The 20,225-nt window shown below is 63.0% G+C and carries 23 protein-coding genes; 14 read left to right on the plus strand and 9 right to left on the minus strand.

All coding sequences use genetic code 11. The features are described from left to right. Window positions 1-145 precede the first annotated feature (145 nt). The 3 genes from AC3WK8_RS13380 to AC3WK8_RS13390 all read left to right on the plus strand — a co-directional run bounded on the left by AC3WK8_RS13380 (window position 146) and on the right by AC3WK8_RS13390 (window position 1,743). A complete protein-coding gene (locus AC3WK8_RS13380; RefSeq protein ID WP_103325599.1) occupies window positions 146-601 on the plus strand; it encodes an RDD family protein in 456 nt (151 codons plus the stop codon). Between the two features lie 61 nt (window positions 602-662). After that, window positions 663-998, plus strand: a complete 336-nt coding sequence (locus AC3WK8_RS13385) for a DUF6388 family protein (protein WP_085598566.1) — start codon at window positions 663-665, stop codon at window positions 996-998. A 40-nt stretch (window positions 999-1,038) separates the two neighbouring features. Beyond that, a complete protein-coding gene (locus AC3WK8_RS13390; RefSeq protein WP_103325600.1) occupies window positions 1,039-1,743 on the plus strand; it encodes a YoaK family protein in 705 nt (234 codons plus the stop codon). Between the two features lie 12 nt (window positions 1,744-1,755). Here the strand turns inward: AC3WK8_RS13390 and AC3WK8_RS13395 are convergent, their stop codons facing one another. Further along, window positions 1,756-2,505 carry an SDR family oxidoreductase gene (locus AC3WK8_RS13395; protein ID WP_085598562.1) on the minus strand — a complete coding sequence of 250 codons (750 nt, stop codon included), beginning with the start codon at window positions 2,503-2,505 and terminating at the stop codon, window positions 1,756-1,758. A 172-nt stretch (window positions 2,506-2,677) separates the two neighbouring features. Between AC3WK8_RS13395 and tusD the strand changes: the two genes are divergently transcribed. The 6 genes from tusD (at window position 2,678) to AC3WK8_RS13425 (ending at window position 6,150) form a co-directional block, all read left to right on the plus strand. Next, window positions 2,678-3,070 carry a sulfurtransferase complex subunit TusD gene (gene tusD / locus AC3WK8_RS13400; RefSeq protein ID WP_085598637.1) on the plus strand — a complete coding sequence of 131 codons (393 nt, stop codon included), beginning with the start codon at window positions 2,678-2,680 and terminating at the stop codon, window positions 3,068-3,070. A 1-nt stretch (window position 3,071) separates the two neighbouring features. Beyond that, window positions 3,072-3,434 (plus strand): sulfurtransferase complex subunit TusC, encoded by a 363-nt coding sequence (tusC, locus tag AC3WK8_RS13405; protein ID WP_085598560.1) that lies wholly within the window; start codon window positions 3,072-3,074, stop codon window positions 3,432-3,434. Further along, the gene (tusB, locus tag AC3WK8_RS13410) at window positions 3,434-3,730 is read left to right on the plus strand and encodes a sulfurtransferase complex subunit TusB (protein WP_085598558.1); all 297 of its coding nucleotides are present in this window, start codon (window positions 3,434-3,436) and stop codon (window positions 3,728-3,730) included. Before tusC ends, tusB begins: the two co-directional genes overlap by 1 nt. Continuing rightward, on the plus strand, window positions 3,727-4,062 hold the full coding sequence (locus tag AC3WK8_RS13415) for a TusE/DsrC/DsvC family sulfur relay protein (RefSeq protein ID WP_103325601.1): 336 nt from the start codon (window positions 3,727-3,729) through the stop codon (window positions 4,060-4,062). The genes tusB and AC3WK8_RS13415 overlap by 4 nt, the downstream gene beginning before the upstream one ends. Then, a complete protein-coding gene (locus AC3WK8_RS13420; RefSeq protein WP_103325602.1) occupies window positions 4,059-5,060 on the plus strand; it encodes a glycosyl transferase family protein in 1,002 nt (333 codons plus the stop codon). Before AC3WK8_RS13415 ends, AC3WK8_RS13420 begins: the two co-directional genes overlap by 4 nt. Window positions 5,061-5,148: 88 nt before the next feature. Further along, window positions 5,149-6,150 carry a glutathione S-transferase family protein gene (locus tag AC3WK8_RS13425; RefSeq protein ID WP_103325603.1) on the plus strand — a complete coding sequence of 334 codons (1,002 nt, stop codon included), beginning with the start codon at window positions 5,149-5,151 and terminating at the stop codon, window positions 6,148-6,150. A gap of 46 nt (window positions 6,151-6,196) precedes the next feature. Here the strand turns inward: AC3WK8_RS13425 and cysG are convergent, their stop codons facing one another. The 6 genes from cysG to AC3WK8_RS13455 form a co-directional block, all read right to left on the minus strand. Beyond that, a complete protein-coding gene (cysG, locus tag AC3WK8_RS13430) occupies window positions 6,197-7,591 on the minus strand; it encodes a siroheme synthase CysG (protein WP_085598551.1) in 1,395 nt (464 codons plus the stop codon). After that, entirely contained in the window at window positions 7,592-8,872 is a 1,281-nt protein-coding gene (serS, locus tag AC3WK8_RS13435; protein WP_053136610.1) for a serine--tRNA ligase, read from the minus strand. A gap of 16 nt (window positions 8,873-8,888) precedes the next feature. Next, on the minus strand, window positions 8,889-9,263 hold the full coding sequence (crcB, locus tag AC3WK8_RS13440) for a fluoride efflux transporter CrcB (RefSeq protein ID WP_022639626.1): 375 nt from the start codon (window positions 9,261-9,263) through the stop codon (window positions 8,889-8,891). After that, window positions 9,260-10,585, minus strand: a complete 1,326-nt coding sequence (locus tag AC3WK8_RS13445) for a replication-associated recombination protein A (protein WP_103325604.1) — start codon at window positions 10,583-10,585, stop codon at window positions 9,260-9,262. Before AC3WK8_RS13445 ends, crcB begins: the two co-directional genes overlap by 4 nt. Before the next feature lie 114 nt (window positions 10,586-10,699). Continuing rightward, the gene (lolA, locus tag AC3WK8_RS13450; RefSeq protein WP_022639628.1) at window positions 10,700-11,323 is read right to left on the minus strand and encodes an outer membrane lipoprotein periplasmic chaperone LolA; all 624 of its coding nucleotides are present in this window, start codon (window positions 11,321-11,323) and stop codon (window positions 10,700-10,702) included. A gap of 62 nt (window positions 11,324-11,385) precedes the next feature. Then, window positions 11,386-13,794 carry a DNA translocase FtsK gene (locus tag AC3WK8_RS13455; RefSeq protein WP_103325605.1) on the minus strand — a complete coding sequence of 803 codons (2,409 nt, stop codon included), beginning with the start codon at window positions 13,792-13,794 and terminating at the stop codon, window positions 11,386-11,388. A gap of 294 nt (window positions 13,795-14,088) precedes the next feature. Here AC3WK8_RS13455 and trxB point away from each other — a divergent pair, with 294 nt between their 5' ends. From trxB to infA, 4 genes are all read left to right on the plus strand, one after another. Beyond that, window positions 14,089-15,039 (plus strand): thioredoxin-disulfide reductase, encoded by a 951-nt coding sequence (gene trxB, locus AC3WK8_RS13460; RefSeq protein WP_103325606.1) that lies wholly within the window; start codon window positions 14,089-14,091, stop codon window positions 15,037-15,039. Between the two features lie 73 nt (window positions 15,040-15,112). Then, window positions 15,113-15,793 (plus strand): leucyl/phenylalanyl-tRNA--protein transferase, encoded by a 681-nt coding sequence (gene aat / locus AC3WK8_RS13465; protein WP_031320138.1) that lies wholly within the window; start codon window positions 15,113-15,115, stop codon window positions 15,791-15,793. Window positions 15,794-15,851: 58 nt separating this feature from the next. Next, window positions 15,852-16,559, plus strand: coding sequence for an arginyltransferase (locus AC3WK8_RS13470; protein ID WP_085598545.1), 708 nt, complete (start codon window positions 15,852-15,854; stop codon window positions 16,557-16,559). A 100-nt stretch (window positions 16,560-16,659) separates the two neighbouring features. Then, the gene (gene infA / locus AC3WK8_RS13475; protein WP_002553999.1) at window positions 16,660-16,878 is read left to right on the plus strand and encodes a translation initiation factor IF-1; all 219 of its coding nucleotides are present in this window, start codon (window positions 16,660-16,662) and stop codon (window positions 16,876-16,878) included. Between the two features lie 141 nt (window positions 16,879-17,019). Here infA and clpA read toward each other — a convergent pair whose 3' ends face one another. After that, window positions 17,020-19,290: an ATP-dependent Clp protease ATP-binding subunit ClpA gene (clpA, locus tag AC3WK8_RS13480; RefSeq protein WP_053136619.1), complete on the minus strand. Its 2,271-nt coding sequence runs from the start codon at window positions 19,288-19,290 to the stop codon at window positions 17,020-17,022. A 29-nt stretch (window positions 19,291-19,319) separates the two neighbouring features. Further along, window positions 19,320-19,682, minus strand: coding sequence for an ATP-dependent Clp protease adapter ClpS (clpS, locus tag AC3WK8_RS13485; protein WP_011062173.1), 363 nt, complete (start codon window positions 19,680-19,682; stop codon window positions 19,320-19,322). A 223-nt stretch (window positions 19,683-19,905) separates the two neighbouring features. Here clpS and cspD point away from each other — a divergent pair, with 223 nt between their 5' ends. Beyond that, window positions 19,906-20,163, plus strand: a complete 258-nt coding sequence (cspD, locus tag AC3WK8_RS13490; RefSeq protein ID WP_031320140.1) for a cold shock domain-containing protein CspD — start codon at window positions 19,906-19,908, stop codon at window positions 20,161-20,163. Window positions 20,164-20,225 lie beyond the last annotated feature (62 nt).

The following is a 20,225-nucleotide window of genomic DNA, read 5'->3' on the forward strand; positions in this document are numbered from 1 at the left end:
AGGAGCCTTTTCGAGGGAAACCAAAAGCAAAAGGTTCTATTTATTTTTCACGTTTTTTTCACACCCCTGTAGCGGCTCGCCACCAGTGGGGGCTTTAGGTCGTACAATAGGCCGCTCAATACAGAGCGTAGTCTTGGGGCAATGCATGGGAGTATCGAGAGCCGGCCTGATCATCCGGCGCATTCTGGCCTACCTCGCCGACGGCATGCTGGTACTGCTGCTGTGGTTTGTCCTGTGCCGACTGGCCGAACACCTCCAATACCCGGACCTGGAGCAATTCTCCACCTGGTGTGTGTTGGCCACCTGGTGCCTGTATTTTCCCCTCAGCGAATACCTGTTGCGTGGCTATACCGCCGGCAAGGCCCTTTGCGGCCTGCAAGTGATCAATGGCATCGGCCAGCCGCCGTCGCTGCTGCAGGTGTTGATCCGCTCGGCGACCCGGCCGTTCGAAGCCGCCATCAGCCCCGCGACCCTGCTGATTTGCTGCGAGTCCAGCCGCTGCCAGCGCATCGGCGACCGGCTGGCGCGAACCTATGTCATCGCGCGCAAGGACCTGGTGCGGCTCCGTGGCTTGATGGCCGCCCAGACGGGCCAGCCCTGAGCATCTGCCCGTAACGAACTCAATCTCGCGCCTTGGCGTGGCGCTCTTTCCTGGAATATTCATGACAATCGATCAATACCCGCATGAACAGGCCTTGGGCACGTTCCTCGAGCAGCGCCCCGAGTTGCGCGAACAACTGGACAACCTCAACCCGCTGGAAGCCCGGGCCCGGGGCGAAACCCCGGCGCAATACCGTGCCGAACGCCTGCACGAGGCGTTCGAGGCCGAAGCCGAGCGCCTGGGACTTTTCGCCTGGGAACTGAGCCTGCAACTGACCGCCGCCAGCCCGGAGGAATTCCACGCCCAGCGCCTTGAAGTGCACAAGGAGGTGGCGCAAATGGCCGGCATGCCATGGGACGAATATTGCACCCTGCATCACCTCGACCCACGGCCTTGAACCGCATCGCCCCCGCTGTCCCGGTACAGGAGAACCGCCGATGTTGCCTTCGACTTCCACTCACGCCGCCAACGCAGCCCTGCAGCACACGCAGAAATGGCGCGGACGCGTCGGCCTGGCCCTGGTGGCCTGCCTGTCGGTGCTGGCGGGTATGACCGATGCCATTGGCTTCATGGCCACCGGGGATTTCGTGTCCTTCATGAGCGGCAACACCACGCGCATGGCAGTGGCCATCAGCGATGGCGAGCCGGGCCTGGTACTGCGCCTGCTGATGCTGGTGGCAACGTTCATCGTCGGCAATGCGCTGGGGGTGATCGTCAGCCGCCTGGCTGGACATCGCACCCTGCCCTTGCTACTGGGCATCGCCGCCCTGTTGTGTGCCTCGGCGGCCTGGCCTTTCGAGCAGCAAATGCCGGCCCTGCTGGCGGCAATCGCCGCCATGGGCATGCTCAATGCCGTGGTGGAAGAAGTGAATGGCCTGCCCATTGGCCTGACCTATGTCACCGGCGCCCTGTCGCGCTTCGGGCGTGGCCTGGGCCGCTGGCTGTTGGGGGAGAAGCGCAGCGGCTGGCGGGTACAGCTGATTCCCTGGACGGGAATGTTCGCCGGGGCGGTGCTGGGGGCACTGCTGGAACATCACCTGGGACTCAAGGCGCTGTATGCCAGCGGGGCGTTCGCGGCGCTGCTGGGGGTGGCGTCGTTGAAGATTCCACGCCGCTGGCAACTGGGCTACAAGACCCGCTGACAACAGGCGCGATCAGCTGAACAGGCCACCGTTGTCGGTATCGATGACGATGGACGACAAGCTCACATGCCGTGGCCGGGTGAGCGCGAAGATCACCGCCTCCACCACATCGCGGTTGGTCCCTGAATCGCCCTTGCGTCGCTCCGGCACCCGCTCCCAGGCCTCATCCAGGGGCGAGATGTCCTCCAGGTAGGGCGGATGCACGCACAACGAGCGAACCGGCGTGCCCCGCAGGACCTGGCGCAGGCCATCGGCCAGGGCCAGTTGCCCATGCTTGGCCGCATAGAACGGCAGCGACACGCTGTGCAGGGGTGCATTGGGCAGGCCGCTGATGGAGCCTATGGTGACGATGTCCGGGCGGCTGGAGGCCTTGAGCGCCGGCAGCAGGCCCTGGGTCAGGAGGAAGGTGCCACTCAGGGCCGCGTCGATCACCCCGGTGACCTCGGCAACACTGTGGGGTCGCTCGCTCGCCTCCAGCCACATGGCACCGTTGTTGATCAGGATATCCACCTGGGGCTGGCGTACATGGATCTCGGCGAGGGCCGCCTTGACGCTGTCGCTGTCGGCCAGGTCCACCACCACTTGTTCGGCAGTGCGCCCGGTGCGCTGCTCGATGGTGGCGGCGACTTGCGCCAGTGCCCGCGGGTTGCGCCCGCAGAGAATCAACTTGCAGCCCTGGTCCGCCAGGCTGATGGCCAGCGCCGCCCCCAATCCGCGCCCTGCGCCTGTTACCACGACTACCGCCGAATTCAAGCCAGTCATCCCTTGCTCCTTGTACCAGGTCGATTGAAGGCGCGAGTCTATCCACATCATGAGGTGGTGGCTGGGGTAAAGCTTTTCCCGATATGTCCCATCCGGCAGCCAGCCGAAACGGGTTTAGCCGATCCCCGGATAAAGCTTTATCATGGCCGCCGAGTTATCCATCGAGGCCGTCATGAAGTTCGCCATCGCCCTGTTCTGCGCCGCCCATGCGCCCTCTTCGCGCCGCGCCCTGCTGTTCGCCCAGGCGGCGCTGGCGGGCGGACACGAGATCGTCCGGCTGTTTTTCTACCAGGACGGCGTATACAACGCCGTCAACAGCATCGTCACGCCCCAGGACGAGCAGGACCTGCCCCGGGAATGGCGCGAATTCGTCCGCCAGCATCAACTGGACGCGGTGGTGTGCATCGCCGCCGCCCTGCGCCGGGGCACGCTGAATGCCGACGAGGCCCAGCGTTACCAGCGCGCCGCGGTGAACGTCGAGGCACCCTGGGAGCTTTCCGGGCTTGGCCAGTTGCATGACGCGGTGCAGAGCGCCGACCGCCTGATCTGTTTTGGAGGAGCCTGAGATGGCCAAGTCCCTGCTGCTGGTCAGCCGCCAGGCGCCATGGTCCGGTCCCGGAGCCCGCGAGGCCCTGGATATCGTCCTGGCCGGCGGCGCCTTCGACCTGCCCATCGGCCTGCTGTTTCTCGACGATGGCGTACTGCAACTGATGCCCGGCCAACAGGCCAAGGCCCTGCGCCAGAAGGACCTGGCCGCCAACCTGCAGGCGCTGTCGCTGTTCGGGATCGACGAGGTCTTTGCCTGCCGCAGCAGCCTCGACGCCCGGGGCCTGGACCCGAGCACCCTGGGCCTTAATGCCGTACAACTGCTCAGCACCCCGGAACTGGCCGGGATCATCGACCGTTATGACCAGGTGATTACCCTCTGATGTCGACCTTGCATGTGTTGTCCCACTCGCCCTTCACCGACGACCGCCTGGCCAGTTGCCTGCGCCTGCTGGGAAGCGCCGATGCGTTGCTGTTGTGCGGCGACGCGGCCTATGCCCTGCAACCCGGTACCGCGCCCGGCAATGAACTGGAAGCACGCGACGGCCTGAAACTCTACGTCCTGGAAGAAGACCTGCGCGCCCGGGGCCTGGCCCTGCCCGCCTGGGCCGAAGCCGTGGACTATCCGGGGTTCGTCCAATTGTCGATCCAGCATGACAAGGTCAATACCTGGCTATGAATACCCTGACCCTGGGCGAGCGCGCCATCGAACTGGACAAGGACGGCTACCTGGTCGACCTCGCCGACTGGTCCGCCGAAGTGGCCGAGGCCCTGGCGGCCACCGAGGAACTGGAGCTGGGCCCCGAGCACTGGGAAATCATCGAGCTGCTCCAGGCTTTCTACCGGGAGTTCCAGCTGTCGCCTGCCACCCGCCCCTTGATCAAGTACACCGCCCTCAAGCTGGGGCCGGACAAAGGCAACAGCCTGCACCTGAACCGCCTGTTCAAGGGCACTCCCGCCAAACTCGCCGCCAAGCTGGCAGGCCTGCCGAAGCCGACCAATTGCCTATGAACGATCATGCCCCGCTGCTCACGCAAACCCCGGACGAGCATCCCTTCGCCCAGTTCGTACGGATTCTCGGCAAGGGCAAGCGCGGTGCCCGCGGCCTGACCCAGGAAGAAGCCCGGCAAGCCATGGGCATGCTGCTGGACGAACAAGTCGAGGATACCCAGCTCGGTGCCTTCCTCATGCTGCTGCGGCACAAGGAGGAGAGCCCGGAGGAACTGGCCGGCTTCACCCAGGCCCTGCGCGAGCGCCTGGATGCCCCGGCCATCCGGCTCGACCTGGACTGGCCGACCTATGCCGGCAAGAAGCGCCACCTGCCCTGGTACCTGCTGGCAGCCAAATGCCTGGCCCAGAACGGCGTGCGCATCCTGCTCCACGGCGCCGGCGCCCACACCGCCGGACGCCTGTATGCCGAACAACTGCTGGAGCCCCTGGGCATTCCCCTGTGCCGTGACTGGCAAGCGGTGGGCGCGGCCCTGGACCGGGGCAACCTGGCGTTCATCCCCCTGGTGGACTGGGCGCCACAACTGCAGCGGATGATCGACCTGCGCAACGTCCTCGGCCTACGCTCGCCAATCCACTCCCTGGCCCGCCAGCTCAACCCCCTGGGCGCCTATTGCGGCCTGCAGAGCATCTTCCACCCCGGCTACCAGGCGGTGCACCGCGAGGCCGCCAGCCTTTTGGGCGATAACGTCATAGTGATCAAGGGCGATGGTGGCGAGATCGAGATCAACCCGGACGCCATCAGCCACTTGTACGGCACCCGCGATGGCATCGCCTGGGACGAGGAATGGCCTGCGCTGTCGGCGCAACGCCATGTGAAACCGGCCAGCCTGGAACCCGAGCATCTCAAGGCGCTATGGCGCGGCGAGGTTGAAGACAGCTACCCGCAACTGGCGCTGCTGGCGACCATGGCCCTGGCCCTGCGCGGCCTGGGCACGCCCCGGGAGCAGGCCTTCGAACTGGCCCAGCAGTATTGGGATGCCCGCGATAGATCGATCTGATCGATCCTGATCACCCAGGTTTTGCGCTTTTTGTTCGAACGCCCAGGCATAGACTGCACTCCTACGCATAACAGCTGAGGAGCATTCCATGGGTTTGCTGATCGAAGGACGCTGGCATGACCAGTGGTACACCAGCGGCAAAGACGGGTCTTTCCAACGCGAACAGGCCCAGCGGCGCCACTGGATCACCGCCGATGGCCGGCCCGGCCCCAGTGGCGAAGGCGGCTTCGCGGCCGAGGCCGGACGCTATCACCTCTACGTATCCCTGGCCTGCCCCTGGGCCCATCGCACCCTGATCCTGCGCCAACTCAAGGGCTTGGAGAGCCTGGTGGAGGTGTCGGTGGTCGGTTGGCTGATGCGCGAACATGGCTGGACCTTCGACCAGTCCCAAGGCTCCAGCGGCGATCGCCTGGACGACCTGGACTTCCTGTACCAGCGCTATACCGCCGACACCCCGGACTATACCGGCCGAGTCACCGTGCCCTTGCTGTGGGACAAGCAGCAGCGGCGCATCGTCAGCAATGAATCGGCGGAGATCATCCGCATGTTCAACAGCGCCTTCGACCACCTGACCGGCAATCGCCTGGACTTCTATCCGCATGCCCTGCGCTCGCGCATCGACCAGCTCAACGGGCGCATCTACCCGGCATTGAACAATGGCGTGTACCGCGCCGGCTTCGCCACGTCGCAACAGGCCTACGAGACGGCCTTCGATGAGGTATTTGCCGAGCTGGACAGCTTGGAGGCGCTGCTCGCCGGGCAACGCTACCTGGCCGGTGAGTACCTGACCGAAGCGGATGTACGCCTGTTCACCACGCTGATCCGTTTCGACGCGGTGTACCACGGCCACTTCAAATGCAACCTGCGGCGTATCGCCGACTACCCAAACCTGTCCAACTGGCTAAGGGAGCTGTACCAGTGGCCGGGAGTCGAAGGGACCGTGGACTTCCGTCATATCAAGAACCACTACTACGCCAGCCACGCCACCATCAACCCGACTGGCATCGTGCCCAGGGGGCCATTGCTGGACTTCGGCGCCAGCCATGACCGGCAGCGCCTGGACGGACGTGGAGTGTGGTGCAGGGATTGAGCGCCGTCGCCGCCACCAGGCTGCAACCTGGCGGCGGCGACGGGTTTCAGGACTGGGGCTGGGCGCCTTCGAACCAGGCCAGCTTGTCGCGCAGCTGGACCACTTCGCCGACGATCACCAGGGTTGGAGCATGGACTTCGTGCTCCGCCACCAGGGCCGGCAGGTCCGCCAGGGTCCCGGTGAAGACTCGCTGGTTGCTGGTGGTGCCCTGCTGGATCAACGCCGCTGGAGTGCTGGCAGCGCGACCGTGCTTGATCAGCTGCTCGCAGATGACCGGCAGCCCCACCAGGCCCATGTAGAACACCAGGGTCTGGGCGGGCGCCACCAGATCGACCCACGGCAGGTTGGTGGTGCCATCCTTGAGGTGTCCGGTGACGAAGCGTACCGATTGCGCATAGTCGCGATGGGTCAGCGGAATCCCGGCGTAGGCCGAGCAACCACTGGCCGCGGTGATCCCCGGCACCACCTGGAAGGCGATGCCCTGGGCCGCCAACTCCTCGATCTCTTCGCCACCACGGCCGAAGATGAACGGATCGCCGCCCTTGAGCCGCACCACGCGCTTGCCTTGCCGGGCCAGGTCCACCAGTTGCTGGTTGATCTGGTCCTGGGGCACGGCATGGTCGGCGCGGCGCTTGCCCACATAGATGCGCTCGGCGTCACGCCGGCACAACTCGAGGATCGCCGGCGCCACCAGGCGGTCGTAGAGCACCACATCGGCCTGCTGCATCAGGCGCAGGGCACGGAAGGTCAGCAGGTCCGGATCACCCGGGCCGGCCCCCACCAGGTACACCTCGCCCCGGGCACTGGGCGCCTGGCCGTCGATTCGCGCTTGCAGCAGGCGCTCGGCCTCGGCCCCTTGCCCGGCCAGTTGGCGGTCGGCGACAGGCCCCTGGAATACCTCTTCCCAGAACGCCCGGCGCTGTTGCACATCCGGGAACAGGTTCTTGACCTGGGTCCGGAAGCGCGCGGCCAGGCCGGCCAGCTGGCCGTAGGTGGACGGGATCCAGGTTTCCAGCTTGGCCCGGATCAACCGCGCCAGCACCGGAGCATCGCCACCGCTGGAGACGGCGATGACCAATGGCGAACGATCGACGATAGCCGGGAAGATCACGCTGCACAGGGCTGGCGCATCCACCACGTTGACTGGCAGGCCGCGCCGATGGGCATCGGCGGAAACCTGGGCATTGAGGGGCTGGTCGTCGGTAGCGGCGATGACCAGGGTGCAGCCGTCGAGGTCGGCCTCGACATACCCGCGCAGCAGGGACTGGCCGCCGCTGGCGACCACCAGTTCCTGCAATTGCGCTTCTATCTCAGGTGCGACCACCCGCAGCTGCGCACCGGCATCGGCCAGCAGACGGGATTTGCGCAAGGCAATCTCCCCTCCACCGACCACCAACACACGACTGCCGCGAAGCTTGTGAAACAGCGGCAGGAATTCCATTTAGCCGATGACCTCGATGCCGCCCATGTAAGGCTTGAGTACATCCGGCACGCGGATCGAACCGTCGGCCTGCTGGTAGTTCTCCAGCACCGCCACCAGGGTCCGGCCTACGGCCAGGCCGGAACCGTTGAGGGTGTGCACCAGCTCCGGCTTGCCGGTTTCCGGGTTGCGGAAACGCGCCTGCATGCGGCGGGCCTGGAAGTCGCCACAGTTGGAGCACGAGGAGATCTCGCGATACTTGTCCTGGCTCGGGATCCAGACTTCCAGGTCGTAGGTCTTGACCGCGCTGAAGCCCATGTCGCCGGTGCACAGGGCCAACACGCGATAGGGCAGTTGCAGCAACTGCAGGACTTTCTCGGCGTTGGCGGTCAGGCCTTCCAGGGCTTGCATGGAAGTGGACGGCTCCACCACCTGGACCATCTCGACCTTGTCGAACTGGTGCTGGCGGATCATGCCGCGGGTATCACGGCCGGAAGCACCGGCTTCGCTGCGGAAGCACGGGGTGTGGGCAACCAGTTTCAGCGGCAGTTGCTTGGAGTCGAGGATTTCCCCGGCGACGATGTTGGTCAGCGACACTTCGGCGGTCGGAATCATGTACAGATCAGCCTCGCCTTCGCGGGTGATCTTGAACAGGTCTTCCTCGAACTTGGGCAACTGGCTGGTGCCGAACAGCGCCGGCGCCTGCACCAGGTACGGGGTGTAGGCCTCTTCGTAGCCATGCTCGCCGGTGTGCAGGTTGATCATGAACTGCGCCAGGGCGCGATGCAGGCGGGCGATAGGACCGCGCAGCAGGGCAAAACGCGCGCCCGACAGCTTGGCCGCGGTTTCAAAGTCCAGCCAGCCGTGGGTTTCACCCAGGGCCACGTGGTCCTTGATCGGGAAGTCGAAGCTGGCCGGAGTGCCCCAGCGGCGCACTTCGACGTTACCGTCCTCGTCCGCGCCGACCGGCACCGATTCGTGAGGCAGGTTGGGAATGCCGAACAGGATCGAGTCCAGCTCGCCCTGGATGCTTTCCAGCTCGGCCTTGCCGGAGCTGAGCTCGTTCCCCATGCGCTCGACATCGGCCATCAACGGGGCGATGTCTTCGCCGCGCTGCTTGGCTTGTCCGATGGACTTGGAGCGCGCGTTACGTTCGGCCTGCAGTTGCTCGGTGCGGGTCTGCACGGTCTTGCGCTGTTCTTCCAGCGCTTCGATGCGTGCCACATCCAGGGCGAAGCCGCGGGATGCCAGACGATCCGCTACGTCCTGAAGGTTGCTACGTAACAGTTTGGAATCGAGCATGTCGTTCTCTCGTTTATCAAAGTTTGGTCAGGGACAGGCCGGCCCAGGTGGCGAGCAGCCCGCCGAATACACTCAGCGCCGCATAGCCCAGGGCCAGCGCCACTTGTCCGCTTTCCAGCAGACGCACGGTATCCAGTGAAAAGGATGAAAAAGTCGTCAGCCCGCCGAGGAAACCGACGATCAATCCGGCACGCACTTCGATCGGCACTTCCGGACGGATCAGGAACAGTCCGTACAATACGCCGATCAGCAGGCAGCCCACGATATTAACGGCCAGCGTCGCGGTATAGAAGTGCCGCGGCCAATTGGCGCTGATCCAGTTGCCGGTAGCGAAGCGCAACAGGGTGCCGGCGACGCCGCCGGCCGAAACCGCGAGTATCAACGGGATCAAGGTTTTCTCCGCTGCAGGGGGCTGGCCCGGTCCAGGGCGGCCAGGTGCTTGAGCTTCTCGCCGATCTTCAATTCCAGGCCACGGGGTACCGGCTGGTAGAGAGCCAGGGGCTCCAGCGCCTCGGGGAAGTAGTCCTCGCCGGCAGCATAGGCGTCCGGCTCGTCATGGGCGTAGCGATACTCCTCGCCGTAGCCCAGTTGCTTCATCAACTTGGTCGGGGCGTTGCGCAGGTGCAGCGGCACTTCCAGCGAACCGTGCTCGGCAGCGGCACGCATGGCGTTCTTGAAGCCCATGTACACCGCATTGCTCTTCGGCGCACAGGCGAGGTAGGTGATGGCCTGGGCCACTGCCAGCTCGCCCTCGGGGCTGCCCAGCCGCTCTTGCACATCCCAGGCCGCCAGGCACAGGCTCAGGGCCCGGGGGTCGGCATTGCCGATGTCCTCGCTGGCCATGCGCACCACGCGCCGGGCGATGTACAGCGGATCGCAGCCGCCGTCGAGCATGCGGGCGAACCAGTATAGGGCGCCATCGGGATTGGACCCACGCACCGACTTGTGCAACGCGGAAATCTGGTCGTAGAACGCCTCGCCGCCCTTGTCGAAGCGCCGCCGGGTATCGCCCAGCAGGCTCTGCAGCAGGTCGGTGCCGATCTCGCCGCCGTCCTCGGCCAGGTCGGAGGCGTTCTCCAGCAGGTTGAGCATGCGCCGACCATCGCCATCGGCGGCCGACATCAGCATCTGGAAGCCTTCGTCGCTCAGGCTCAGGTGTCGCTTGCCCAGGCCGCGTTCCTCGCCCAGGGCACGCTGCACCAGCTTGCGCAGCGCCGTCTCGTCCAGGCTCTTGAGTACATAGACCCGAGCCCGGGACAGCAGCGCGTTGTTGAGTTCGAAGGAGGGGTTTTCCGTGGTGGCGCCGATGAAGATCAGCGTGCCGTCTTCCACGTAGGGCAGGAAGGCATCCTGTTGCGACTTGTTGAAACGATGCACTTCATCGACGAACAGGATGGTGCGCCGGCCATATTGCCCGGCGTGCTGCTTGGCGACCTCCACCGCCTGGCGGATCTCCTTGACCCCGGACAACACCGCCGAGACAGTCTCGAAATGCGCATCGGAAACGTCCGCCAGCAGCCGCGCCAGCGTGGTCTTGCCCACGCCCGGCGGGCCCCAGAAGATCATCGAATGCAGCGCGCCCTGCTCCAGGGCTTCGCGCAACGGCTTGCCCCGGGCCAGCAAGTGCTCCTGGCCGACGTACTCGTCCAGGTTGGTGGCACGCAAGCGCGCAGCCAGCGGCTGGGCGATCGGTGCACTTCGAAACAGGTCCATGGACTTTCTTCAAACCTCGGGACGGCGACGCGGAACGGGCCGCTCCCGACGGCGCCAGGCCACATCCTGTCGATGCGGGCCTGGACGAACGCCGCCGGGGCGCGGAAACGGCTCTTATTCCTGGATCACATCGGCACCCTTGGGGATGTCGAACTTGAACCTGGAAGCCGGGATCGACTCGTTGGCCTTGACCCCGGTGAACAGAATATTGGTGCGCTGGCCGACGCTGTCGATCAACTGCATGTCGTTGATCATGCCGTTGCGAAACGACAGGCGCAGGCTGTCGAACAAGGTGTCACGGGTCTTGGGCTTGAGGACGAAGTCCATCACCCCACCGGCTTCCTTGGAGGTGATGTCGAAGCTTTCGCTGATCTTCGACACATCGCCGGAGAGCAGCAGCGCCGGGGTCTGGGTCAGGCGCTGGTCGAGCTTCTTGATGGTCACCTGCTCCAGGTCAGGGTCCCAGAGCGAAACCTTCTGGCCATCGGAAACCATCAACTGCTCCTGGGGAGCATCGGTGTGCCAGTAGAACAGGCCAGGACGCTGCAGGGACATCTCGCCCGCGGTTTCCTGCAACTGGGTGCCGCTACCGTCGAGGGTCAGTTGCGAGAAGCGCGCGCTCAGGGTCTGGGACTTTTCCAGCAACTGGGTCAGGCGGGCCACATCCTTGGGATCGGCGTGGGCCGACAGGGTGGTCACGGCCAGTACCGGCAGCAGCAACATGCGAATCAGGCGCATGGGATTCCTCATTCAGGTAGATGGAGCGGCGTGGCCTCACGCCGCTGATATCGAAACCGCGATCAGTCGCGCGAAGGGCCGGGAGCCAGGACTTCGCGGGAACCGTTGGTGTTCATCGCCGTCACCACCCCGGCCATTTCCATGGCCTCGATCATCCGGGCAGCGCGGTTGTAGCCAATCTTCAGCTTGCGTTGGACCGCGGAAATCGAGGCCCGGCGGCTTTCCAGCACGAACTGCACCGCTTCGTCGTAGAGCGCGTCGGCTTCCGGATCATCGCCCTCGCCACCGCCGCTGCTGCCTTCGAAGCCGCTACCGGCCTCTTCGACGCCATTGAGGATGTCGTCGTTGTATTCGGGCGCGCCGCGCAGCTTCCAGGCCTCCACCACGCGATGCACTTCATCGTCGGATACGAAGGCGCCATGGACCCGGATCGGCAGGCTGGTACCGGGCGGCATGTAGAGCATGTCACCGTGGCCCAGCAGTTGCTCGGCGCCACCCTGGTCGATGATGGTCCGCGAGTCGATCTTGCTCGATACCTGGAACGCCATGCGGGTCGGGATGTTGGCCTTGATCAGGCCGGTGATCACGTCCACCGACGGCCGCTGGGTCGCCAGGATCAGGTGGATACCGGCGGCCCGGGCCTTCTGGGCGATACGGGCGATCAGCTCTTCGACCTTCTTGCCGACGATCATCATCATGTCGGCGAATTCGTCGACCACCACCACGATGGTCGGCAGCTTGGTCAGCAAAGGCGCTTCGTCGTGGATGCTCTCGCGGTTGTACAGCGGGTCGGCCAGCGGCGTGCCGGCATCGATAGCTTCCTTGACCTTGGCGTTGAAGCCCGAGAGGTTGCGCACGCCCATCTTGGCCATGAGCTTGTAGCGCCGCTCCATCTCGGCCACGCTCCAGCGCAGGGCGTTGGCCGCGTCCTTCATGTCGGTGACCACCGGGCACAGCAAGTGCGGAATGCCCTCGTAGATCGACAGTTCGAGCATCTTCGGGTCGATCATGATCAGCTTGGCGTCTTCCGGGCCGGACTTGAACAGGATCGACAGGATCATCGCGTTGACCCCCACCGACTTGCCGGAACCGGTGGTACCGGCCACCAGCAGGTGCGGCATCTTCGCCAGGTCGGTGATGATCGGCTTGCCGCCGATGTCGTGGCCCAGGGCCAGGGTCACCGGGGACTTGAAGTTGTCGTATTCCGGAGTCGAGAGCACTTCGGAGAAGCGCACTATCTGCCGGTCTTCATTGGGAATCTCGATGCCCACGGTGGTCTTGCCGGGAATCACTTCCACCACCCGCACGCTGGTCACGGCCAGGGAACGGGCCAGGTCCTTGGCCAGGTTGGCGATCCGGCTGACCTTGACCCCGGCCGCTGGCTGGATTTCGTAACGGGTGATCACCGGCCCTGGGTGGATGGAGTCCACCGCGACCTCGACCCCGAACTCCTTGAGCTTGATCTCCAGCAAGTGGCCGACGGCCGCCAGGGACTCGGGGGAGTAGTTGAGCTGTTTCTTTTCCGCAGGGTCGAGGATCGAGATCGGCGGCAAGGTACCTTCCACCGCGCTGTCGATGAACAACGGTACCTGCTTCTCCTTCTGCACACGCTTGCTCGGCTCCGGCGGCTTGGTGGCCACTGGCGTAATCACTGGCGGCACCTGCTTCTCGCGCTCGGACATGTGCTTGCTCAGGGCTTGCTCACGCTCGATCAGGCGCTCCTTGACCTTGGCCTGCTCGCGTTTGTCGGCGACGCTCGGCGCTACGACTTCGTCGACCCGGGCGTCCACTTCGCGCAGTTGCGCCACCAGTTGCTTGCGCTCCATGCGCTCATCCCACCAGCGATTGGCAGCGCCATGGACCAACTCGAACAGATCGAGGGTGATCTTGCCGGTGACGTCCATGACCTTGAACCAGGACAGGTCGGTGAACACCGTCAGGCCGAACAGGAACAGGGCGATGAACATCAGGGTACTGCCCTGTATGTTCAGGGCATTCTTGGCCAGGTCGCCCAGGCTCTCGCCCAGGGCGCCGCCAGCACCGGCCGGCAGGCCCGTGGCGGCATGGAAATGGATATGCGCCAGCGCCGCGCCGGACAACACCAGGAACACCAGGCCGATCAGGCGCCAGGAAAACAACCAGCCACTCCACTGCCAGGGCTCATGGCGCTGGCGGAAGATCTGGTAGGTCTTGATCGCCAGCAACAGCGGGAAGATATAGGCAAAGTAACCCAGCACCATGAACAACATGTCGGCGCTGTAGGAACCGGCGGGACCACCGAAGTTCTGCACGTCCTCGATCTTGCTGTTATGACTCCAACCCGGATCGTCCTTGCCATAGGTCAAAAGCGCCATCATCAAGAACAGGCACAAGGCTCCGATGGCGATCAGCGCACCTTCCTTGAGCCGGTAGTGCAACTGTTGACGCCAGAGCGGAACAACGGGTTTGGGTGCTGCGGTGGATTTCTTCAAAACGCGTCTTTTCCTGCGCCAAGGGCGCGTCCAACGGGTGATTGACTACAAATACTGCTCAATCCGAGCAGGTAAATAAAGTTGACCGGCGTAACTGGGGCTACTTTTAACATTCAGTCACTTGCTTCTGAAACAGTGCAATTGCGAATAAGCCCGCCATAACGCCACATTGTACGGGTTTGTTCACTCCATGCCACGCCAGGAAGGCTCGCCGGGCATCGTTTTCTGCCTGTCATACGCTGTTCAATTGGAGCATGCATTCTCTTTGCTGACAAAGGCTTATGAGGTGTTTTTATGAACGACGCGAAGCATTCACGCCTGATCATCCTGGGCTCCGGCCCTGCCGGCTACAGCGCCGCGGTCTACGCCGCCCGGGCCAACCTCAAACCGACCATGATCACCGGCCTGCAGGCCGGCGGCCAACTGACCACCACCACGGAAGTAGACAACTGGCCTGGCGATGTCGAAGGCCTGACCGGCCCCGTGCTGATGGAACGCATGCAGAAACACGCCGAGCGCTTCGACACTCAGATCGTCTATGACCACATTCACACCGCTCAGTTGCAGCAACGGCCTTTTGTCCTGGTCGGCGACAGCGGCAGCTATAGCTGCGACGCGCTGATCATCGCCACCGGGGCCTCGGCGCAATACCTGGGCCTGCCCTCCGAGGAAGCCTTTTCCGGCAAGGGCGTTTCGGCTTGCGCGACCTGCGACGGTTTTTTCTATCGCAACCAGGTAGTGGCGGTGATCGGCGGCGGCAACACCGCGGTAGAGGAAGCCCTGTACCTGTCGAACATCGCTCGGGAGGTGCACCTGGTGCATCGTCGCGACAAGCTCCGGGCGGAGAAGATCCTCCAGGACAAGCTGTTCGACAAAGCGGCCAATGGCAACATCCGCCTGCACTGGAACCAGCATCTGGATGAAGTACTCGGCGATGCCAGCGGAGTCACGGGCGCACGCTTGAGGGACAGCCAGACCGGCACCACCTCCGACCTGGCGCTGTCCGGAGTATTCATCGCCATCGGCCACAAGCCCAACACCGACCTGTTCCAGGGGCAACTGCAGATGCGCGACGGCTACCTTCTGGTCAAGGGCGGCAGCGAAGGCGACGTCACCGCCACCGACATCCCCGGAGTGTTCGCCGCTGGCGATGTGGCCGACCACGTCTACCGCCAGGCCGTCACTTCCGCCGGGGCCGGTTGCATGGCTGCCCTGGACGCGGAAAAATTCCTCGACGACAACTAGGGCCTCGCCCTAGGCTTGTGGCAGGTCGCCTGGCGGCCTGCCACCGCCCTCCCCTGCCGCAAGTCTGGATGCCATGCTGACCTGGTTACAACGCAACAATCTTGATTTCCCCCCCTTGGAAAAAGCCATGCGCGAGCCCAACGGACTGTTGGCTGCAGGGGGCGACCTGTCGGCCGAGCGCCTGGTCCAAGCCTACCGCCACGGCTGCTTTCCCTGGTTTTCCGAGGGCCAGCCAATCCTCTGGTGGTCGCCGGATCCGCGCACCGTATTGTTTCCGAACGAACTGCATGTATCCCGCAGCCTGGCCAAGCTCTTGCGCCAACAGCGCTACCAGGTCACGTTCGACCAAGACTTCGCCGCGGTCATCAGCGCCTGCGCGGCCCCCCGGACCTATGCCGATGGCACCTGGATCAGCGAGGCGATGCAGAACGCCTACCTGCAACTGCATCAGCGTGGCCACGCCCATTCGGTGGAGGTCTGGGACCAGGGAGTACTGGTGGGCGGGCTTTACGGACTGGCCATGGGACAGCTGTTCTTCGGCGAATCGATGTTCAGCCGCGCCGACAATGCATCGAAGTTCGGCTTCGCCACACTGGTGGAGCGACTGAAGGACTGGGGTTTCGTCCTGATCGACTGCCAGATGCCCACCGACCATCTGCATAGCCTGGGTGCCCGTGCCATAACCCGCAGGGAATTTTCCGATTACCTGCAACGTCACCTGGACCAGCCGAGCCGCGCCACATGGGTTTCCTAGGCGGGTTTGGCGGGGGTGGCTTACACTTAGAGCCAAAGCTTATCCCGAGGGTTGACTCATGACCGAGTTGGCGCGCCTGAAGTTTTATGCCACTCAACCCCATTCTTGCAGCTACCTGCCCGGCGAACAGGCCACTACCCTGTTCCTCGATCCCAGCCAGCCCATGGATGTGCATGTCTATGCGGATCTGTCGGAAATGGGCTTTCGCCGCAGCGGTGATCATCTGTACCGGCCCCATTGCCAAAACTGCAACGCTTGTGTGCCGGCGCGCATCCCGGCAGCGCAGTTCCTGCCCAATCGCCAGCAAAAACGCATCCTCAAGCGCAACAGCGACCTGACCGTGCAAGCGGCCAAACCCAGTTTCAGCGAAGAATATTTCGACCTGTACCAGCGCTACATCGAGCAACGCCACGCCGATGGCGACATGTTCCCCCCCAGTCGCGATCAATTCTCGACTTTCCTGGTCCGCGACCTGCCTTTCTCGCGCTTCTATGAGTTTCGCCTCGAAGGCCGCTTGCTGGCCGTAGCCGTCACCGATCTGCTGCCCAACGGCCTGTCGGCGGTCTACACCTTCTATGAACCCGACGAAGAACGCCGCAGCCTCGGGCGCTACGCGATCCTCTGGCAGATCGGCGAAAGCCTGCGCCTGGGCCTTGACGCGGTCTATCTCGGCTATTGGATCAAGAACTGCAAAAAGATGAATTACAAGACTCAATACCGCCCCATCGAGCTTCTGATCAACCAGCGCTGGGTGCTCCTGAACTAGAAGGTCTTGGCTTGAACCCCACTTTTCGGGCACAATGCACGCCGCTTTTGCCTGGCGCAGTTGCACCGGGCCATTAACTGGACACCGAGGGCTTTACTGCATGTCGAAAGAAGACAGCTTCGAAATGGAAGGCACTGTCGTCGACACCCTGCCCAACACCATGTTTCGCGTGGAGTTGGAAAATGGGCACGTCGTAACCGCGCACATCTCCGGCAAGATGCGCAAGAACTACATTCGTATTCTTACCGGTGACAAGGTGCGCGTCGAGCTGACGCCCTATGACTTGAGCAAAGGGCGTATCACTTACCGCGCTCGCTAAGCAAGTCAATACAAGACGCCCGGCCAAGCCGGGCGTTTTTGTTGGCGCCTGAAAAACCTGCCTGCAGGTTTCAACATCCATTCTCCAGATAGCACAAAGGCACCTTGCGGTGCCTTTGGCATTTCTACGAGACGAGCTCTATCAGGCCATTTCCGCCGTGGTCTCGAAATCGAAGGTCAACTCGCCATCCTTGATGTCGATGTGCACCACACCGCCATGGTCGGACAACTCGCCGAACAGGATCTCTTCGGCCAACGGGCGCTTGATCTTGTCCTGGATCAGGCGCGCCATCGGACGCGCCCCCATGGCTACATCGTAGCCACCGGCGGCCAGCCAACTGCGGGCGGCATCGGTCACTTCCAGCTGCACGCGCTTGTCTTCCAACTGCGCCTGAAGCTCGGTAAGGAACTTGTCCACCACGCTCTTGATCACTTCATGGCTCAAGCGACCGAACTGGATGATGGTATCCAGGCGGTTGCGGAACTCCGGCGTGAAGCTCTTCTTGATCACTTCCATGGCATCGGAAGAGTGATCCTGATGAGTGAAACCGATGGAGGCTCGCGCCGCGGTTTCAGCACCGGCGTTGGTGGTCATGATGATGATCACGTTGCGGAAATCCGCCTTGCGCCCGTTGTTGTCGGTCAGGGTTCCGTGATCCATCACCTGCAGGAGCAGGTTGAAGACTTCCGGATGGGCCTTCTCGATTTCATCGAGCAGCAGCACGCAGTGCGGTTGCTTGGTGATCGCCTCGGTCAGCAGTCCGCCCTGGTCGAAACCGACATAACCGGGAGGCGCACCGATCAGGCGCGAAACGGTATGCCGCTCCATGTACTCGGACATGTCGAAGCGCACCAGCTCGATCCCCATGGCCTTGGCCAGTTGCCGCGCCGCTTCGGTCTTGCCGACACCGGTAGGGCCGGCGAACAGAAAGGAACCGACCGGCTTGTCCGGCGACTTCAGGCCCGCACGGGACAGCTTGATGGCGGTAGCCAACGAGTCGATCGCCGCATCCTGGCCGAACACCGTCAGCTTGAGGTCACGCTCGAGGTTGCGCAGCAGTTCCTTGTCGGAACTGGTGACATGCTTCGGCGGAATACGGGCAATCTTCGCCACGATATCTTCGACCTGCGCCACTTCGATGCGCTTGACGCGTTTCTCGGCCGGCTGCAGGCGCTGGAAGGCGCCCGCTTCGTCGATGACGTCGATGGCCTTGTCAGGCATATGCCGGTCATTGATATAGCGCGAGGCCAATTCCGCCGCGGCACGCAAGGCTTCGTCGCTGTATTCGATGCCGTGGTGCTGCTCGAAGCGCGCCTTGAGCCCGCGCAGGATACCGATGGTGTCCTCGACCGAAGGCTCGGTGACGTCGACCTTCTGGAAGCGCCGGGCCAGGGCCCGATCTTTCTCGAAAATCCCACGGAATTCCTGGAAAGTGGTCGAGCCGATGCAACGGATGTCACCGGAAGAAAGCAGCGGCTTGAGCAGGTTGGAGGCGTCCATCACCCCACCGGACGCCGCACCGGCACCGATGATGGTATGGATCTCGTCGATGAACAGGATCGCCTGCGGACGCTTCTTCAGCTCGCCCAGAAGCGCCTTGAAGCGCTTCTCGAAGTCGCCACGGTACTTGGTACCCGCTAGCAGGGCGCCCAGATCCAGGGAATACACCACGCTGTTGATCAGCAGGTCTGGCACCTGATTGTCGACGATACGCTTGGCCAGGCCTTCGGCAATCGCGGTCTTGCCCACCCCTGCCTCGCCCACCAGCAGCGGGTTGTTCTTGCGCCGGCGAGCCAGGATCTGCGCCACGCGCTCGACCTCATGCTCACGCCCAACCAACGGGTCGATGCGCCCCTGACGGGCCAGTTCATTGAGATTGCTGGCATAGGCATCCAGAGGATTGCCCGAAGAAGACGGCTCCCCACCCTCCTCGTCCTGCATTTCCTGCTCACCCTCGGAATGGTCGCCATGCCCGGGCACCTTGGAGATGCCATGGGCGATATAGTTGACCACGTCGATGCGGGCAACGCTCTGCTGCTTGAGCAGGAACACTGCCTGGCTCTCCTGCTCGCTGAAGATCGCTACCAGTACGTTGGCACCGGTAACTTCACGCTTGCCCGAACTCTGCACATGAAATACCGCGCGCTGCAGCACCCGCTGGAAACCCAGGGTTGGCTGAGTCTCGCGATCTTCATCGTGTACAGGAATCAATGGCGTAGTGGAGTCGATGAACTCCTGCAGGTCATGCTTGAGCTTGTCGAGGTTCGCTCCGCAGGCACGGAGAACAGTGGCAGCGGCCTCATTATCCAATAGAGCCAACAGGAGGTGCTCGACGGTCATGAACTCATGACGCTTCGAACGGGCCTCCTTGAAGGCGAGATTGAGGGTGACTTCGAGCTCGCGGTTTAACATAGCTTCACCTCATACCCAAGTGGTCGGCGTTAACCGTCCTTCTCGATTTCACAGAGTAGCGGATGCTGGCTTTCCCTGGCGTACTGGTTGACCTGCATGGCCTTGGTCTCGGCGATGTCGCGGGTAAACAATCCACACACTGCCCGTCCTTCGGTATGGACGGCCAGCATGACCTTGGTCGCCAGCTCGCGATTCAGGTTAAAAAACATCTCGAGCACTTCGACGACGAAATCCATCGGGGTGTAGTCATCGTTGAACAAAACCACCTTGTACATCGGCGGCGCCTGAAGCGCAGGCTTGGCCTCCTGTACCGCCAAGCCAGCGGAATCGTCGTCGTGCAAGTCCGGGCGATCCTGATTGAATGTTAGTCGAATCTGGCTGATTGCATGCATGGAAAGAAGGTTCGTCAGTTGTGCAAATACAGTGGTGGGGGCGCCCTGGGGGGAATTCAACTCCGACCGCCGGGTCACCTTGACTATCGGCAAAACGGTGTTACAACCAATAGGGCCCACATTGGGTAATAAACGTCCACGGCGTCAACCTTTTTACCAAGTTTGACGGTGGATGAACTGGATGATACTCCAGTGATGGAGTCTGTTGCAGAGGGATATGAGTATGGCTAGCGGTAAGGTCAAGTGGTTCAACAATGCCAAGGGTTACGGCTTTATTAATGAGGAGGGCAAGAGCGACGATCTCTTCGCCCACTACTCGGCCATCGAAATGGATGGCTACAAGACCTTGAAAGCCGGGCAGGCCGTGAGCTTCGAGATCATCCAAGGACCCAAGGGGCTGCATGCGGTCAAGATAAGCTCCTTGAAGGCGCCCGGAGAAATCCTTGCCGCCGAGGCCCAGCACGAAAGCGCCTTGAGCTGATTTACCCAACATCCAGTCATAAAAAAACCGGCCGATTCAAGGGATTGAATCGGCCGGTTCGT

It is taken from the genome of Pseudomonas sp. FW507-12TSA, from assembly GCF_058781435.1.

What these genes read in the sequence shown, in the direction of transcription:
- AC3WK8_RS13380 (WP_103325599.1), top strand. Translation starts at nt 146, where the DNA reads ATGGGAGTATCGAGAGCCGGCCTGATCATCCGGCGCATTCTGGCCTAC.
- AC3WK8_RS13385 (WP_085598566.1), top strand. Translation starts at nt 663, where the DNA reads ATGACAATCGATCAATACCCGCATGAACAGGCCTTGGGCACGTTCCTC.
- AC3WK8_RS13390 (WP_103325600.1), top strand. Translation starts at nt 1,039, where the DNA reads ATGTTGCCTTCGACTTCCACTCACGCCGCCAACGCAGCCCTGCAGCAC.
- AC3WK8_RS13395 (WP_085598562.1), bottom strand. Translation starts at nt 2,505, where the DNA reads ATGACTGGCTTGAATTCGGCGGTAGTCGTGGTAACAGGCGCAGGGCGC.
- tusD (WP_085598637.1), top strand. Translation starts at nt 2,678, where the DNA reads ATGAAGTTCGCCATCGCCCTGTTCTGCGCCGCCCATGCGCCCTCTTCG.
- tusC (WP_085598560.1), top strand. Translation starts at nt 3,072, where the DNA reads ATGGCCAAGTCCCTGCTGCTGGTCAGCCGCCAGGCGCCATGGTCCGGT.
- tusB (WP_085598558.1), top strand. Translation starts at nt 3,434, where the DNA reads ATGTCGACCTTGCATGTGTTGTCCCACTCGCCCTTCACCGACGACCGC.
- AC3WK8_RS13415 (WP_103325601.1), top strand. Translation starts at nt 3,727, where the DNA reads ATGAATACCCTGACCCTGGGCGAGCGCGCCATCGAACTGGACAAGGAC.
- AC3WK8_RS13420 (WP_103325602.1), top strand. Translation starts at nt 4,059, where the DNA reads ATGAACGATCATGCCCCGCTGCTCACGCAAACCCCGGACGAGCATCCC.
- AC3WK8_RS13425 (WP_103325603.1), top strand. Translation starts at nt 5,149, where the DNA reads ATGGGTTTGCTGATCGAAGGACGCTGGCATGACCAGTGGTACACCAGC.
- cysG (WP_085598551.1), bottom strand. Translation starts at nt 7,591, where the DNA reads ATGGAATTCCTGCCGCTGTTTCACAAGCTTCGCGGCAGTCGTGTGTTG.
- serS (WP_053136610.1), bottom strand. Translation starts at nt 8,872, where the DNA reads ATGCTCGATTCCAAACTGTTACGTAGCAACCTTCAGGACGTAGCGGAT.
- AC3WK8_RS13445 (WP_103325604.1), bottom strand. Translation starts at nt 10,585, where the DNA reads ATGGACCTGTTTCGAAGTGCACCGATCGCCCAGCCGCTGGCTGCGCGC.
- lolA (WP_022639628.1), bottom strand. Translation starts at nt 11,323, where the DNA reads ATGCGCCTGATTCGCATGTTGCTGCTGCCGGTACTGGCCGTGACCACC.
- trxB (WP_103325606.1), top strand. Translation starts at nt 14,089, where the DNA reads ATGAACGACGCGAAGCATTCACGCCTGATCATCCTGGGCTCCGGCCCT.
- aat (WP_031320138.1), top strand. Translation starts at nt 15,113, where the DNA reads ATGCTGACCTGGTTACAACGCAACAATCTTGATTTCCCCCCCTTGGAA.
- AC3WK8_RS13470 (WP_085598545.1), top strand. Translation starts at nt 15,852, where the DNA reads ATGACCGAGTTGGCGCGCCTGAAGTTTTATGCCACTCAACCCCATTCT.
- infA (WP_002553999.1), top strand. Translation starts at nt 16,660, where the DNA reads ATGTCGAAAGAAGACAGCTTCGAAATGGAAGGCACTGTCGTCGACACC.
- clpA (WP_053136619.1), bottom strand. Translation starts at nt 19,290, where the DNA reads ATGTTAAACCGCGAGCTCGAAGTCACCCTCAATCTCGCCTTCAAGGAG.
- clpS (WP_011062173.1), bottom strand. Translation starts at nt 19,682, where the DNA reads ATGCATGCAATCAGCCAGATTCGACTAACATTCAATCAGGATCGCCCG.
- cspD (WP_031320140.1), top strand. Translation starts at nt 19,906, where the DNA reads ATGGCTAGCGGTAAGGTCAAGTGGTTCAACAATGCCAAGGGTTACGGC.